At 59.4% G+C, this 14,717-nt stretch carries 17 protein-coding genes; 8 read left to right on the top strand and 9 right to left on the bottom strand.

Annotated elements, in window-relative coordinates:
• Nucleotides 1-46: 46 nt before the first annotated feature.
• Nucleotides 47-799, top strand: coding sequence for a DUF561 domain-containing protein (locus NW807_RS10250; protein WP_414426037.1), 753 nt, complete (start codon nucleotides 47-49; stop codon nucleotides 797-799).
• A 72-nt stretch (nucleotides 800-871) separates the two neighbouring features.
• Here the strand turns inward: NW807_RS10250 and NW807_RS10245 are convergent, their stop codons facing one another.
• From NW807_RS10245 to NW807_RS10230, 4 genes are all read right to left on the bottom strand, one after another.
• Nucleotides 872-1,396, bottom strand: coding sequence for a Uma2 family endonuclease (locus NW807_RS10245; RefSeq protein WP_414426059.1), 525 nt, complete (start codon nucleotides 1,394-1,396; stop codon nucleotides 872-874).
• Between the two features lie 209 nt (nucleotides 1,397-1,605).
• Complete coding sequence (locus NW807_RS10240; protein ID WP_414426036.1) at nucleotides 1,606-2,358, bottom strand: GvpL/GvpF family gas vesicle protein; 753 nt, start codon at nucleotides 2,356-2,358, stop codon at nucleotides 1,606-1,608.
• Nucleotides 2,330-3,457 (bottom strand): sugar phosphate nucleotidyltransferase, encoded by a 1,128-nt coding sequence (locus NW807_RS10235; protein WP_414395220.1) that lies wholly within the window; start codon nucleotides 3,455-3,457, stop codon nucleotides 2,330-2,332. The genes NW807_RS10240 and NW807_RS10235 overlap by 29 nt, the downstream gene beginning before the upstream one ends.
• 336 nt (nucleotides 3,458-3,793) lie before the next feature.
• Nucleotides 3,794-4,135 (bottom strand): DUF3155 domain-containing protein, encoded by a 342-nt coding sequence (locus tag NW807_RS10230; protein ID WP_414405762.1) that lies wholly within the window; start codon nucleotides 4,133-4,135, stop codon nucleotides 3,794-3,796.
• Between the two features lie 485 nt (nucleotides 4,136-4,620).
• Between NW807_RS10230 and NW807_RS10225 the strand changes: the two genes are divergently transcribed.
• From NW807_RS10225 to NW807_RS10205, 5 genes are all read left to right on the top strand, one after another.
• Nucleotides 4,621-5,103 (top strand): DUF4168 domain-containing protein, encoded by a 483-nt coding sequence (locus NW807_RS10225; RefSeq protein WP_414426035.1) that lies wholly within the window; start codon nucleotides 4,621-4,623, stop codon nucleotides 5,101-5,103.
• A 6-nt stretch (nucleotides 5,104-5,109) separates the two neighbouring features.
• The gene (locus tag NW807_RS10220) at nucleotides 5,110-5,247 is read left to right on the top strand and encodes a hypothetical protein (RefSeq protein WP_414405763.1); all 138 of its coding nucleotides are present in this window, start codon (nucleotides 5,110-5,112) and stop codon (nucleotides 5,245-5,247) included.
• A gap of 128 nt (nucleotides 5,248-5,375) precedes the next feature.
• Nucleotides 5,376-5,891 (top strand): DUF2062 domain-containing protein, encoded by a 516-nt coding sequence (locus tag NW807_RS10215; protein WP_414426034.1) that lies wholly within the window; start codon nucleotides 5,376-5,378, stop codon nucleotides 5,889-5,891.
• 182 nt (nucleotides 5,892-6,073) lie between these two features.
• A complete protein-coding gene (map, locus tag NW807_RS10210; RefSeq protein WP_414395566.1) occupies nucleotides 6,074-6,859 on the top strand; it encodes a type I methionyl aminopeptidase in 786 nt (261 codons plus the stop codon).
• 7 nt (nucleotides 6,860-6,866) lie between these two features.
• A complete protein-coding gene (locus tag NW807_RS10205; RefSeq protein WP_414426033.1) occupies nucleotides 6,867-8,678 on the top strand; it encodes a chloride channel protein in 1,812 nt (603 codons plus the stop codon).
• A 3-nt stretch (nucleotides 8,679-8,681) separates the two neighbouring features.
• Here the strand turns inward: NW807_RS10205 and NW807_RS10200 are convergent, their stop codons facing one another.
• From NW807_RS10200 to NW807_RS10185, 4 genes are read right to left on the bottom strand one after another with little or no spacing between them, the layout of a single operon-like run.
• On the bottom strand, nucleotides 8,682-9,437 hold the full coding sequence (locus NW807_RS10200; protein WP_414426032.1) for an endonuclease III domain-containing protein: 756 nt from the start codon (nucleotides 9,435-9,437) through the stop codon (nucleotides 8,682-8,684).
• Between the two features lie 19 nt (nucleotides 9,438-9,456).
• Nucleotides 9,457-10,545 carry an undecaprenyldiphospho-muramoylpentapeptide beta-N-acetylglucosaminyltransferase gene (gene murG / locus NW807_RS10195; RefSeq protein ID WP_414426031.1) on the bottom strand — a complete coding sequence of 363 codons (1,089 nt, stop codon included), beginning with the start codon at nucleotides 10,543-10,545 and terminating at the stop codon, nucleotides 9,457-9,459.
• Nucleotides 10,546-10,558: 13 nt separating this feature from the next.
• Entirely contained in the window at nucleotides 10,559-11,548 is a 990-nt protein-coding gene (locus NW807_RS10190) for a photosynthesis system II assembly factor Ycf48 (protein WP_414405768.1), read from the bottom strand.
• A 4-nt stretch (nucleotides 11,549-11,552) separates the two neighbouring features.
• The gene (locus tag NW807_RS10185; RefSeq protein ID WP_414395233.1) at nucleotides 11,553-11,969 is read right to left on the bottom strand and encodes a rubredoxin; all 417 of its coding nucleotides are present in this window, start codon (nucleotides 11,967-11,969) and stop codon (nucleotides 11,553-11,555) included.
• Nucleotides 11,970-12,164: 195 nt separating this feature from the next.
• Here NW807_RS10185 and NW807_RS10180 point away from each other — a divergent pair, with 195 nt between their 5' ends.
• Both NW807_RS10180 and accC read left to right on the top strand, forming a co-directional pair.
• Nucleotides 12,165-12,575, top strand: a complete 411-nt coding sequence (locus NW807_RS10180) for an FHA domain-containing protein (RefSeq protein ID WP_414405769.1) — start codon at nucleotides 12,165-12,167, stop codon at nucleotides 12,573-12,575.
• 134 nt (nucleotides 12,576-12,709) lie between these two features.
• The gene (gene accC, locus NW807_RS10175) at nucleotides 12,710-14,074 is read left to right on the top strand and encodes an acetyl-CoA carboxylase biotin carboxylase subunit (RefSeq protein WP_414426030.1); all 1,365 of its coding nucleotides are present in this window, start codon (nucleotides 12,710-12,712) and stop codon (nucleotides 14,072-14,074) included.
• Nucleotides 14,075-14,088: 14 nt separating this feature from the next.
• Here accC and dcd read toward each other — a convergent pair whose 3' ends face one another.
• Nucleotides 14,089-14,682: a dCTP deaminase gene (gene dcd, locus NW807_RS10170; RefSeq protein WP_414395239.1), complete on the bottom strand. Its 594-nt coding sequence runs from the start codon at nucleotides 14,680-14,682 to the stop codon at nucleotides 14,089-14,091.
• Nucleotides 14,683-14,717 lie beyond the last annotated feature (35 nt).

Below are 14,717 nucleotides of genomic sequence, written 5' to 3'. Positions count from 1 at the left end.
TTCCCTCTCCATTCTGTCTCGTTGAATAAGCTGACCTGACACTTCTATGACCCCTGCCTCTCAAGCTGCTCTTTTTGACGCTCTTGCCCAGCGCCGTGCCCTCAAGATCATCAGCGGCCTGCAGAACTTTGACCTGGAGTCCGTGCTAAAAATTGCCCGTGCTGCCCAGCAGGGAGGGGCCACCTGGGTAGATATTGCTGCCAGTCCCGAGTTGGTGCAGGTGGTGCGGGCTCAAGTAGATCTGCCCATCTGCGTGTCGGCAGTGAATCCGCAGCAGTTGGCTGTTGCGGTGCAAGCAGGGGCTGACATGGCCGAAATTGGCAACTACGACAGCTTTTACCCCTCAGGCCGCGTCTTCTCCGCAGAAGAGGTTTTGGAGCTCACTCGCCAAACCCGCTCCCTCCTGCCGCGCACCCTCCTATCGGTAACCGTTCCCCACACGCTGCCTTTGGATCAGCAGGCGGAGCTGGCGGAGAAACTGGAAGACCTGGGGGCTGACTTCATCCAAACCGAGGGCAGCACCAGCGCTGAGCCGCGCCATAGCGGATCCCTGGGCCTCATTGAGAAAGCTGCCCCCACCCTAGCTGCCACCTATGAGATTAGCCGAGTAGTTTCCGTGCCGGTCATCTGCGCCTCCGGCCTCTCGACGGTAACGGTGCCCCTAGCCATCGCTGCTGGGGCCTCGGCGGTGGGGGTGGGCAAAGCTGTCAGCCGCCTCCAGGACGAGGTAGCCATGGTGGCCCAGGTGCGGGCGCTCAAGGAGGCTCTGGCTGGCGCGCGGGTGCCGGCGCTGGTTTGACATTGGCTGGGAAAGTCTTTTTCTTGGGGTGGCCATCGCCACCTCTTAATTTTGGGACAATCTAAGGGCAGGCTAGAAAGGCAGCTTCTGGAAGAGCTCGGCAAGCGGCAACTGGAAGCCAGGGATCACCTCTTCCCCCTCGAGGGTATCTGCGGACTTTAGCAGGCGATCTGGCTCGTGAGCAGAGCGATAGACCAACACGTAGCGCTGAGTTGGGCTGATGACCCAGACCAAGCGGGCACCGTTCTCGAAATAGTCGGCAATTTTCCCCTCGATTTCCTCTACGGTGTTGCTAGGAGATAGCACTTCAACGGCCAGATCCGGAGCCCCTTCCAAAAAGCCAGTGGGCAGCTCGGCCATCCCTTGTAAGCGTTCCCTGGCAAAGAAGGAAATATCGGGCGATCGCAGATTTCCACTCCTCATCCTGAAAGCGGTGCTGGAATCGAACAGGGCGCCTAGCTTCTTGGCCTTGACAACTGCAAAAAGAGCTGAACTTAGAGTGATAGTAAGATTTCCATGCAGTGCCCCTGCACTTCCCATGTCTACCAGTTTTCCATTGACAACCTCATAGCGGTGCCCATCTTTAGGCAGCGCCATGAGTTCCTCATCAGCCCAAATCTTTTTTTCCTGTTGGACTTCTTTTTTGGCTTCGGTTACTGCGGCCATCGAAAGACTCCTTGGGAGTGATCACTCTGGGCAACGATGTTGAATAGCCTTCCCCAGATGCCGATATGAATCTGGCCTGAAATGGCTCCGCCCTAAATTGCAAGCCCATGTTCTCAATCCTGGGGAGGAATACAGGCCGGTCAAAGCTTGACGAAATTGTAGGGAGCAGTGAAATTGTTGTAGCGGATGCGCAGCCGTCCCTGAAAAGCTTGATCCAGCTCCTCCACTTTTTGGGCAAAAGCCGGCTCATCTTCCCAGTTAATGAGAAAAGCGCTGTTGTAGGCCATGTTCTCGGTAAGCAGCTTTCCTTCCACACAATCGCTGGCAAGGGGAGCAAGGGCAGCCGTGAAGGTGTGGGCAATATGCTGGCGTCGCTGCTCCAAAAGTTGCTCCAAAGCCCGTCCCATTTCCACGACGGCCTCCAGCCCCAGCGGAGTGCCAGCCAGCTCGTCGCGGCGGGCTTTCAGGGCGGGGTTTTCTTCTAACCCCAACTGGAGCTCTCGCTCGGGATCCCAGAAGACTTTTACCCCCACCTCCCGCTTGCCCTCTAGGCGCTGCAGCAAGGCCAAGAGCTCGGCCAGGCGTGGCTTGACCAGATCCTGCTCCACCTGATCCCAACTGCTCACTACTAGGCCAAACTGCAGTGGCAGTAGGGTGCGATGGCCCTCATTCATGACGCTTTCCAAAACGGCCTCATGAGCCAGCAGGTTGGCCCGGCTAGCCAGGTAACGCTCCTGGCAGGTTTGGGAATAGAGGAAGGCCAGGGATCCGAGCACGTGAACCCGCACCGGCTGCTTGTTCAAGCCGACTACATTCAGGTGGCGCGGGCCAGGGGCAGCGACGATCCCGTAGAGGTAGAGGGCGCTAGCGGGGTTGGGACTTGCCGTTGCCATGGCTGCGAGCATCTCCAATGAGCCAGGTAAGGTTGGACTCCTCCGTGTCGATGGCATTGCCATCGGAGGAAATGCAGTAGCGGCCCATCACCATCTGGTGGCGCAGGGTTACCCCTGCAGCAATTTGGGTGTAGTTGAAGATGAGGCTGGCATCCAGCGTACACCCCTCGTTTAAGACACAGCCGTAGCCAATGGCCGTGGGGCCGATGAGCTTTACCCCGTCTGCCAGGTAGGTGCTGGCCCCGATGTAGACTGGCGGCTCGATGTGGATGCGATCCCAGTTGGCACGGATGTTGATCCCTGTCCAGACGCCGGGCCGAATCTGGATCCCCGGTACCTTGACGCCCTTGATCTCCCCGCGCAGCACCTTTTGCACAGCCAGCCAGTAATCGTGGGTACGGCCAATGTCCACCCATTGGAAGTCAGCCTTGACGCCGTAGAAGGGAGCGCCGACTTTAACCAAAGTAGGGAAGAGATCGCCGCCAATGTCGTAGGGACGGCCAGGAGGAATATAGTCAAACACCTCCGGCTCAAAGACATAGATGCCTGTGTTGATGGTGTTGCTAAGGGCCTCTTCTCGCCTTGGCTTTTCCTGGAAAGCCGTAACCCGACCCGTTTCATCAGTAACCACCACCCCATAGCTGGAGACCTGGCTGGGATCCACCTCCCGCAGCACTACCGTGGCCAGCGCCCCCTTAGACTTGTGGAAGTTGACCACCTCGGTCAGGTTGAGGTCAATCAAGGCATCGCCGCAGAGCACCACGAAGGTGCTGTCGAAAAAGCCGGAGAAATCCTGGATCTTGCGCATACCGCCAGCAGATCCCAGGGGCTCGGCCACCGGCTGGCCGTTCTCAAAATGGCCCTCGAAGGAAAAGCCAATGTGTACTCCCCACTGCTGGCCATCCCGGAAGTAGTCCTCAATTTGGTGGGCGAGGTGGCTAGTGTTGATCATGATCTGGTCAAAGCCATGTTCCCGCAGCAGCTCCACCAAAAACTCCATGACAGGCTTGTGCAAAATGGGAATCATCGGCTTCGGCATCATGTAGGTAATGGGCCGTACCCGCGTTCCCTTGCCGGCTGCCAGGATCATGGCTTTCATGCCTTTGTCCCTCCTCTGGGTTCCCGTGTTCTGACTTTACTACCCCAGGATTGGCTTTCTAGGTGAGAGGCGAGACTAGCCCTCTAGCTCCTATTCTCACAATGAGACGGCGCTCCAGCTCAAGGTTGTCAGCTCTGCCGAGCAGCCCCACTGTAGCCGCCCAGATCTTCAAAGTTAGTTGGGCAAAGGTCTACTGCTAGCTCAATCAGGAAAACACTTGGCTGCCCTGCCGCAAAAAAGGTTAACGCTGCAGAACCTTGAGACCTTGCCAGGCCAGGAACAGAAGGGATCTGAAAAACAAACCCCCCAAAAGGGGGATCTCAGCTTCTAGAGAGGCTACTGAGGGGCAGCGGCTAGAGCTTTAGAAGACTTCCTCTCTGGTTTCTCCGCTGCAACTTTTGCTAAGAGAGAACGCAAGCTGGGAAAAAGAAAGTGATTTTCTTCAACGTACTGGGCACCAAATAGTCCTTTCTCTGCCCAAAAGAAGCGGTCAACGGTATGTTCATTTCGTCGAACCAAGATAAGCGCTGGCGGCTGAATAGAGTTTTCCTGAATGTACCTTCGAGCCGCAGTAACAGACTTTTCTTCACCACTGTCTAGCTTATATTGAGGAACAAGATCTAAAATTTTGCGCCCTTCCAAGCGGCGGCGGCTCTTACGCTTTCTTTTCCTGACCAATGTAAGCCTCCCACAGAAGGATTACGAAACAGTCGCAAAGAATATATCAAGATTGCTTAAGAAAATCAATAGTCCTCGCCGTTTTTTGTCGCCATCTTTTGCAGAGGCAAAAAGCTTGCACTAAGAAGTCCTGTACAGCAACCTACCTCCATTACTGCCCGAGAGCCCTAAAATGCAAAGAACAACCCCAGCAGAGCAAATAGCCAAGCCCCACTATGGGCAACTCCCCAGCTTAGAAGGGGAGCAGCTGATTGTAGACCGGCAAACCTAGCTTCGCCGAAAGGAGCAATCCTTGGCGGATTTCCTCACGATTCTACAACCAATCCCCCACTTTATACAAGATACTAGATACAAGATACTAGTCCAGGTCTCCTGCCTTGCGCTAAACCCTTAGTGCAGAGACCAAACCTCCTGCTACCCTGTCTCCAGGCAGGACTGTGCCAGTAGGGTTTCGGGCTGTCTTTAGTTACTAAGGAATTTTGGCCATGAGGAAATTGACGTTTCTAGTGGGTTTGGGACTCGGCTTTGGTGCCCTGACCGTTTGGGCCCAGGGATCCAAGGGCTCTACCCCGATCCCCAGTCCTACTGCAACAGCTACCCCGGCTAGAGGAGCGGCTCCCAGCCCGCAGGTTTCTCCCTCTTTGACTGCAGCTCAGGTCACCGACGCGCAGGTGGAGCAGTTGGCGCGCATTTTGTTGGAGCTGGATCCTCTAATTCGCGAGGCTAGCGCCCAGCTGCGAGAAACCCAAAGCGAAGCTGAGTATGAGAAGATTATGCAGCGTACTGAGGCCCAGGCCAGCCGCATTGTCGAGAAGCAGGGGCTGACGGTGGCCAAATACCGTGAGCTGATGACCTTGGCCAACGAGGATCCCACCCTAAATCAGCGAGTGCGGGTGCGCCTGCAAGAGCTCCTCCAACAAAGATCCTCAGCTTCCCCCCAAGCAGCTACACCAACCCCTACACCTTAAGCTGACATGACCCCTCCGCCTGAAAAGCCTAACTTGGGATCCCTGCGAGCTGCGTTGAACCTTGCCCTGTTTTTCTTTTTGTTGGCGCTGGTTTCCTACTTAAGCCTTAACTTCCTCCTGGCTTTGGTGAGCAAGCTCAGCTAGCAGACTCTCCAAGAGCCTTTTGTCTTGGGCACTGGGAAAGATACACTGGATTTACAAGGCTTAACACCTTTTCTCAGTGACTGTCCATGAGCCCCCCTTTTTGGTTTGCCAGTTCAGGGGGATCCGCCATGCCCTATCTGGAATCTCCCCCTAGGCTGACTTTGCCCCGCCAAGAGGCGGGCTGGAGGCGCTGGTTGCGCTACCTGTATTTGCGCCTGCTGCGGATGCAATCTTCTCCCGAAGAAATTGCCCGGGGCCTGGCGGCAGGGGTCTTTGCCGGTTGTTTTCCCATCTTCGGCTTCCAAACCCTAGCTGCCCTGCTGCTGGCAGTTCCCCTGCGGGGCAACAAGCTGGTAGCAGCTGCAGGAACCTGGGTGAGCAACCCTCTTACCTATGTGCCCATCTATGCGTTTAACTACCGGGTTGGGCAATGGCTACTGAGATCCACGACGGCCTTTGCCCCTGCGGAACTGGCGGCACCCCAAAACTGGATGCAGTGGGGCCTGGAGGTGTCGGGCACGCTTTTTGTTGGCTGCGCCTTTGTTGGGTTTTGGGGAGCTTTGGCCAGCTATTTTCTTGGGCTGTGGCTGGTACGCCGGATCCGCCAGCGGCGGAGAATAAGCCGATGGGGGCAGAGTCTGTGAGGGGCTAGAAGGCGGCCAATGCTAAGTCAGGCAGAGATCCCTGCCTGTCCCAGCCTAGGAATTGAGGGAGTGTTAGAGAAGGGAAGGGTTTGACGATGGAAGATATGCGGTCGCTGTTAACCAACCTGGGCCGCCGCTCTCAGCGCTGGAGGCAACAGTTGGGATCTGCCCTCCAGACAGGCATGAGCCAGCTTGCCCAAGCTGCACAGCCAATTGTATTGCTCTCGCCGCGGGAGCTGGAGAAGATGCGGCGGGCCTGCCGCCTGGCGGCGGATTTGCTCAAGCACCTGGAGCCGATGGTGCAGCCGGGAGTAACCACGCAAGAGCTCAACGACGAGGCCGAGCGCTGGACGCGGGCCCAGGGTGCTAGAAGCGCCCCACTGGGCTACCACGGCTTTCCCAAGTCCATCTGCACCAGTGTCAACCACGTTGTCTGCCACGGCATTCCTAGCCCCAAGCAAATCCTGCGCGAAGGGGACATTATTAATATCGACGTCACTCCCGTTTTGGATGGCTACCACGGCGATGCCTCCAAAACCTTCTTTGTGGGCAAGCCCTCCGAGCGAGCCCGGCGCCTGGTGGAAGTGGCCGAAGAATGCCTGCGGCGGGGCATTGCTGCGGTAAGACCCGGGGGCCGCGTGGGGGACATTGGAGCAGCCATCCAGGAGTACGCCGAGTCCCAGGGCTACAGCGTGGTGCGGGACTTTGTCGGCCACGGGGTGGGACGGCAGTTCCACACCGCCCCCCAGATCCCTCACTACGGCGAGCGAGGAAAGGGGGAAAAGCTCCGCCCGGGCATGGTGTTTACCATTGAGCCAATGATCAACGAGGGCACTTGGGAGGTGAGGGTGCTCTCCGACGGGTGGACAGTGGTGACGGCAGACGGCAAGCTTTCTGCCCAGTTTGAGCATACTGTTGCTGTCACTGAAACCGGCGTGGAGATCCTGACGTTGCCTTCCTCCAGTTAGGCTCCCTATGAGTGCGGATCCCCGCCTGCGCCTCTCCTCTGAGAATCTGGTGCTGCTGTTGGCAGCAGCCGTCGGCCTGGGCACGGGCCTAGGGGTGGTTGGGTTTCGCTATTTGATTGGCTGGTGTCGCCATCTCTTCCAAGAGCTTCTGCTCGGCAACCTTGCCAAGGCTGTCCAACCCTATGGCCTGGAGCAGTTGGGATTCTGGGTCCCGGCTTTGGCACCGCTCTTGGGAGGCCTCTTGATTGGCGTGCTGAAGGTGGCCCTGCCTCTTCCCAACTTCAGCCTCTCCAGCTTGGTAAGTCCTAGCCGAGCCTTCCTCCCTCGGCCAAGCTGGATCCCTCTTAAGCTCGTGGCCGCTGCCATCTCCTTGGGGGCGGGAGCCTCTCTGGGTCCGGAGGCTCCTAGTGTGGAAAGCGGCGCCCTGCTGGGATCCCTGGTAGGGCAGAACCTCCGTCTTGCGCGGGAGCGGGTGCAGCTATTGATGGCTGCCGGGGCGGCAGCGGGCTTGGCGGCGGGGTTTAACGCACCGATTGCAGGGGTGTTCTTGGCTTTGGAGCTGGCCCTGGCCCGCTCTTTTACCACCTCTGCGGTCAGCGTGGTGGTCCTGGCGGCAGTGGTCTCCGCTCTAATTGCTCAAGTGGGGCTAGGGGCGCAGCCGGCCTTCCTGCTGCCAACCATTACGCAGCCGGCTTTTGTCTTGCCTGCCTACGAGCTTCACAGTCTGCTGGAGGTGCCGCTTTATTTGGGCTTGGGCTTTTTGGCCAGCTTGGTCTCCCTGGCCTTTAGCTATGCCCTGGAGGGGGGCAAGCAGCTATTTAGCCGCATGGCGGCCTGGCCAACCTGGAGCAAGCCCATTCTGGGCGGTGCCATCCTCGGCGGTGTTGGCCTCTGGATCCCGTTAGCGCTGGGGGTGGGCTACGAGACCATTGAGTCGATCTTGCAAGGAGTGCCCTTTTCCCTTGGCCAGTTGGGCTTGCTGTTGCTGGGCAAGGTATTCCTCAGCGCGGTGAGCTTGGGCAGCGGCTTTGTCGGGGGCACCTTTGCCCCGGCCCTGTTCCTGGGGGCGGTGTTGGGGGCAGGCTATGGCCAGGTGGTGGGACGGGTCTTGCCTGCTTTTGCCCTCTCTCCCCCTGCCGCCTATGCCATGGTGGGCATGGGGGCGGTACTGGCAGCCAGCGTGCGGGCTCCCCTGACGGCAATTCTGCTGCTGTTTGAGATGACGCGGGACTACCACATTGCCCTGCCGGTGATGGCGGCGGTGGGCTTGAGCATTTGGCTAACGGAGCATTTGCACCCGCCAGTTGTTTACCCTTCCGCCCGCCGCAGGCAGGAGCCCAAGGGCCTAACAGTTCAAGAGGTCATGGTGCCTCCTTCTCTGCTGCTGCAACAGGATACGCCTCTGCGAGAGGCCCTGGAGCGTTTGCTGCAGCAAAAGTGCCACAGCGCTTTGGTGGTGGACAGGCAAGATCGGCTGCGGGGCATCCTCACCCTGGAAGACCTCGAGCGGGCCTTAGCCCATAGGGGAGCCGGGGAAGTGGCCGAACTGACGGTAGAGCAGGTCAGCCAGTCGCCTGTGCTCACCACTTTCCCCGACGAGGCGGTGGCGGTGGCTGCCGAGCCGATGTACGAGTACGATCTGCGCCAGTTGCCGGTAGTCTCGCGGGAGGATCCGGAGCATGTGGTTGGCCTCCTGGATCGGGAGCGGGTGTTGCTCTCCCAAGAGATTGAATCTGTGCGGCAAGTCCTCGAGCCGGAAGTTCCTGCCTCAGAGGGGAGCGAAAACGGGATCCCTTCTTCCCCTAGGCCGGCAGAGTAGGGATCAGCGCTGCCGCAGCAGGGCGGAGGGGCATTCGTGGTGCAGGGGGCAGCGACCGCAGTCGGGCAGGCGCGCCTTACAGAGGCGTTTGCCCAGCCGGATGAGGTTGACGTGTAGGGAATAAGCCTTGCCTGTCGGGATCCGCGGCAACAGTTGGGCAAAGGTGTCGTCGGGATGTCTGGCCCGCACCAAGCCAAGACGGTTGGCCACCCGATGCACATGGGTATCCACCGGGCAGAGATCCCGGCCCAGGCCAAACAACAGCACACAGGCGGCTGTCTTCAGTCCCACCCCCTTCAGGGAGAGGAGATAGGCCAGAGCGTCCGCGTCGTCGAGATCCCGCAAAAAGTCGAGGCTCAGGGATCCCTGGCGCTGGACAATGGCAGCCAGAATCTCCCGAATGCGGGCTGCTTTGAGTTGGGCCAGGCCGCCAGGACGGATCACCTGGGCCACCTCGGCCGGGTCGGCAGCCAAGACAGCTTCCCAGGAGGGAAAAGCGGCTTTGAGGGCGCGAAAGGCGCGGCTGCTGTTGTGGTCGGTGGTGTTTTGGGAGAGGATTGTGCCCACCAATTCGTCCAAGAGGTCGGGATAGAGAGGCAGGCCGTCGGGGCTGCAAGGACGTTGGGGGACGCCAAAGCACTGTTCCAGGCGCGCCAACAGCAATTCCACCGCGATGGTGTTGGGAGGACGAGGCTCCAGCCGGGCTGAGGTGTCGACGGCTGCGGCAAAAGGGTCCCGATCCCATCTCGGCTGTACCACGGCTGGCCTCCTGGGGAAGTTAACGGGCGGAAGCTCGGCAGATCTCCTGAAGCAGGCCGGCAACTGCCTTGCTGGCAGGGGGGAGAGCTGTCGCCTTCAAGTTAGCGGCCATTTGGGCAACCACCTGGGGCTGATCCAGCCAGCTTAGCGCCGTTTGCCGCAGCGAGTCCAAATTCTCTTCAGACTCTCGCAGGACCACTCCCCCACCTCGCTCCACAAAAGCCAGGGCGTTGTGATACTGATGGTCTTCGGCGGCAAACGGATAGGGGATCAAGATGGCGGGGGTGGCGGTGGCCCACAACTCTGCCAGGCTGAGGGCGCCAGCTCGGCTGATGGCAAAAGTTGCCCGCTGCAGCAGAGCGGCCACATCGGTGCGGAAAGGAAAAGCGCGGTAGCGGGGGTGGGAAGGGATCCCGACCTCACTGCCGCCGGTCAAATGCACAATCCAGGCCCCTGCCTCCAACCAGGCTGGGGCACAGGCGGCCACCAGGCGGTTCAGGCCCTGCGCTCCCTGGCTCCCCCCCATCACCACAATCAAAGGATCCCCCTCTGGAATGGGCAGATCTGCAGGCAAGGGCTGAGGCTGATAGAACTCTGGCCGCACCGGCGTGCCCACCACCCGGGTAGCTACTCCTGGCAAATGCTCCGCTGCTTCCGCCAGGCCCAAGGCTACTACCTGGCAAAACCTTCCCAGCCAGCGGGTTACCTTGCCCGGGATACGGTTAGACTCGTGCAGCAGCACCGGCACTCCCAGCGAGCGAGCTGCCAAGATGGCCGGGGCAGCGATGTAGCCACCGGTGGTCAACACAGCGTCAAACCGTCCCTCCCGGAGGATCTGCTGCACCTGCCGCGTTGCTCGGGCCAACTGGATTAGGGAGCCCAGCTTTTGCAAAGGGGATCCCTGCCAGCCCGACATGGTGACCCGATGCAGCGGGTAGCACTCTGGCACCAGTTTCTCCTCCAGCCGCTGCGGCACTCCCAGCCATTCGATCTGCCAGGTGGGCAACTGCTCAGCAACAGCTAGGGCTGGAAAGATGTGACCTCCGGTGCCACTGGCCGCCACCAGCAGCCGCGGTGGGGAAGCGGGATCCCTGCTGGTTCTCTTCACCCTTGCCCTGGGATCAGGAGCTGCCGTAGCCGACGTAGCGCAGAAGCGTGCCTCGCTGCCCCAGGATAAACCCTCGGTCGGGGCCGAAAAACTCGATGCTGTAGAAGTTGGCGGGAATGCTGCTCAACTTTTTGGCCTCCTCCCAGGTCTTGCCGCCATCAGGGCTGTGGATCAGCGTGCCGCCGCCCCCCACCACCCAGAGGTCGTGGTCGTTTTGGTAGGCTGCATCGAGATAGCCAAAGCTAAGGGCTCGCCCAGGTCGCAGAGGCTTAGACCATTTGCCAGAGGTAAAGTCGTCGGTAAAGGCAATCTCTGCCCCCTGATTCAGTTTCCAGGCACTGCCGTTGGGGCCAAAGCCCATGTTCTGGATACGGCGAGAGCTCTCCCGCAGATAGGGCTTCCAAGCTTGGGTTGCAGGCGTGTACAAAAAGTAGAAGCTGCCGCGCGAGGAAACGGCTAGGTACTCCCCTCCAGGACCGCGGGCAATGTTTTTGATTGCCCCAATCGGCTCTTCCACCTGGGCATGCCAGGTCTGCCCCCCATCTTCTGTGCGGTAGATGGCTCCCACATTGGTTACCATTTCGGCAGCGCCAGGGCCGAGGGCGTGGATCAAGAGGGGCTCTCCTGGCAGTTGCTTGCTAAGGCGAATCAACGTCCAGTCCGCTCCCTCATTCAAGGTGTGCAGCAGGATCTTCGGCTGCCCCACTACCCACCCTTCTGCCCCGGCAAAGCTAATCGACCTCAAGTAAGCCTCGGGCTCTAGAGCCGACAACTGGCGCACTTGCCAGTGCAGACCGCCATCCTGGGACTCCAGCAGGGTCGCCTTGTCGCCCACCAGCCAGCCGTGGGAGGGGTTAGTGCCGGTGAAGGCAATATCCAGCAGGATGCTCTGGGTGGGCACCTCCACCTGTTCCCAGGGCACCACCTTCATCTCTGGCATTCCCGCTGCCATCAGCAGGAGCGAGAAGGCAGCCAACAGCACTAGCCTCAGGAGCTTCACCATTCTGTTACTCGACGAAATAAAAACTCATCAAAAACAGAAACCCCAGCGCCAACCCCAGGAAGATGAGGAGGTTTTTTTGCGCAGGGGTCATCACGTTAACCCCAAAACCGTAGCGCAGGTTTTCCTGAAAGCCGGAAGGCTTGCCCTTGGCGCCCACCGCTTGGAACAGGCGCTTATCGGCTCGGCACACCGGACATCTCCAGGTAGGGGGCAGCTCCTCAAAGGGCACGCCTGCCGGGATGCGATTGAGCTGATCCCCCTGGGTTGGCTCGTAGACATAGCCACAAGCGCGGCATTCGTACCGCTGCAGGCTCTGGGGATCGCCAAGCTGAGCCTCGGTTTCATCCTCCGGCAGCTCGATGAGCTTGGGTGCCTTGGTGGCTTTGGACGGGTCGACAAGAGGCGAGTGGGCACCATTCATGGAGCGATTGAGGAAGGGTCTGCGTTGCTCGATCCTATTATGAGAGGATCTGTTACAAAAATCTACTTGCTTTCTCCGCAATGCTTTTGTACACGTCTAGCCCGCTTGGGAGCTGGCGTTGCCCCCCAACCGGTCAGGGGATCCTAGCCGGGGATCCCGTGCTACGTTTCGTGTTATGCCAGTGGTTGTTCCCCCATGACTCCGTCCCCTCGTCAACTTACTCTCAATCACCTGCTCATCGTCAAAGATCGCCAAGGGCCTAAGGCTTACTGGCTGACAGCTGAGCTCTATTCCCTCGGGCGGGATCCAAGCAACAGCATTCGCATCGACTCCCAGTACGTCTCCCGCCACCACGCCCTTTTGGTGAAGACTGAATCTCCCACCTCTCCCGACGGGTTTACCTACCAAATCATCGATGGAGACATCCACGGCAACCCCAGCACCAACGGCCTCTACGTTCGGGGGGAGCGGGTAGAGTTTCGAGAGCTCGAAGATGGAGACGAAATCCAGTTTGGCAGCGACGCCACCGCCACCTATTTGCGGCAGGCTTGCGATCTGGACAGGATTCTCTCCACCTTTGAAAATACCCAGATCGTCGGCCTGTGAGATGGAACGCCTGGCAGGGCAGCAACCTCCCAATGGGTAAGTAGGGGGGCGCAAGAACCTCTTGCCCGGCGTCGTTCTGGGGTACGTTAGCATCGTGGTATCCGTCGGCTTGAGGCTGCTGGCTTTCAGGGTTTATGCCGCCCATCACCAAGATCCTGATTGCCAACCGGGGCGAGATTGCTCTGCGCATTATCCGCACCTGTCAGGAAATGGGGATCCGCACAGTGGCTGTCTACTCCACTGCGGATCAGAACTCGCTTCATGTCCAACTGGCGGATGAGGCAGTCTGTGTCGGGGAAGCCCCTGTGGCCAAAAGTTACCTCAACATCCCCAACATCATCTCGGCAGCCCTTACCCGCGGGGCCAATGCCATTCACCCGGGCTACGGCTTCTTGGCGGAGAATGCCAAGTTTGCCGAGATGTGTGCCGACCACAACCTAATTTTCATTGGCCCTTCCCCAGAGGCCATGCGCAAGATGGGTGACAAGGCTACCGCGCGGGAGACCATGCAAGCGGTGGGGGTGCCGACTGTGCCGGGCAGCCGCGGGTTGATCACCTCTGAAGAGGAGGCGCTGCGGCTAGCGGAGAAAATCGGCTACCCCGTGATCCTCAAAGCCACGGCCGGCGGTGGGGGGCGGGGTATGCGGGTGGCCCGAGATCCCCAAGAATTGCGGAAGATGATGCGCACCGCCCAGGGGGAGGCGCAGGCTGCCTTTGGCAATGGGGGCATCTATTTGGAGAAATACCTCGAGCGCCCCCGCCACGTGGAGTTTCAGATTTTGGCTGACAGCCATGGCAATGTGGTGCACCTCTACGAGCGGGATTGTTCTATCCAGCGGCGGCACCAAAAGCTGTTGGAGGAGGCCCCTAGCCCTGCTCTAACCCCGAGCTTGCGTGCTCGCATGGGGGCCGCGGCTGTGAAAGCAGCCAAGGCGGTGAACTACGTGGGGGCGGGCACAGTGGAGTTTTTGCTGGACAAAAACGGCCAGTTCTACTTCATCGAGATGAACACCCGCATCCAGGTAGAGCACCCCGTAACCGAGATGGTGACGGGACTAGATCTCATTGCCGAGCAAATTCGCATTGCCCAAGGTCAGCCCCTCACCTTTCGCCAGAAGGATGTGCAACTGCGAGGCCATGCCATTGAGTGCCGCATCAATGCCGAGGATCCCAAGCAACAGTTTCGCCCTTGCACGGGCACCATCACTGCCTACTTGCCCCCCGGTGGGCCAGGGGTGCGCATGGACTCCCACATCTACACCGACTACACCATTCCCCCTTACTACGACTCGCTATTGGGCAAGTTGATTGTCTGGGGGCCCAACCGGTCAGCGGCCATCCGCCGCATGCAGCGGGCTTTGGGAGAGTGCGCCATCACGGGCGTGCCCACCACGATCCCTTTTCACCAGCAGATCCTGCGCCACGAGGCTTTTTTGCGGGGTGAGGTGCATACGGATTTCATTGCCCAACACCTGCTGGGCGGCCAGTCTGAACGATAGACTGGGGCAGACAGCTAAACCCTAGCCACCACCACCCGCTGCGGCTGATCCTGGTACTTGCCTTGACGGTCGGCATAGGTAATTTGACAGGGATCCCCCTCAAAAAACAGCAGCTGCACCACTCCTTCGTTGGCATACACCCGGCAGTCAGCGCTAGAGGCGTTGGAAAACTCTAGCGTCAGGTAGCCGCGCCACCCCGCTTCCGCTGGAGTCAGGTTGGCAATTAGCCCCACCCGGGCGTAGGAAGACTTGCCGATGCAGAGGACAGTGATGTTGTCGGGCACCTGCAGCCGCTCGAGAGACACCCCCAACCCGTAGGAATGGGCAGGGATGATGAAGTAGTCCCCCATCTCGTCGTGGTGAAGCTCCACCGGTTCGAGGTTCTTGGGGTTAAACCGCTTGGGATCTACCACAGTACCGGGCACATGGCGAAAGATCTTAAACTCCACGGGGGAAAGACGAATGTCGTAGCCATAGGAGGAAAGCCCATAGCTCAATACAGGCCGCATTTGTCCATTCCACTCCACGGCCCGCACCAATTCGGGGCAAAACGGCTCAATCATCCCCCGCTGCGCTTGCTCACGGATCCAGCGGTCGCTCTTTAGCATGGCTAGATGACGGCAAGACCAGAAGGTGCTAGGGA

The sequence above is a fragment of the Synechococcus sp. R70.1 genome, from assembly GCF_047461675.1.
Classification (GTDB): Bacteria; Cyanobacteriota; Cyanobacteriia; order Thermostichales; family Thermostichaceae; genus Thermostichus.
The sequence above is the reverse complement of the archived record's forward strand: the minus strand, read 5'-3'. Positions and strand labels throughout refer to the sequence as shown.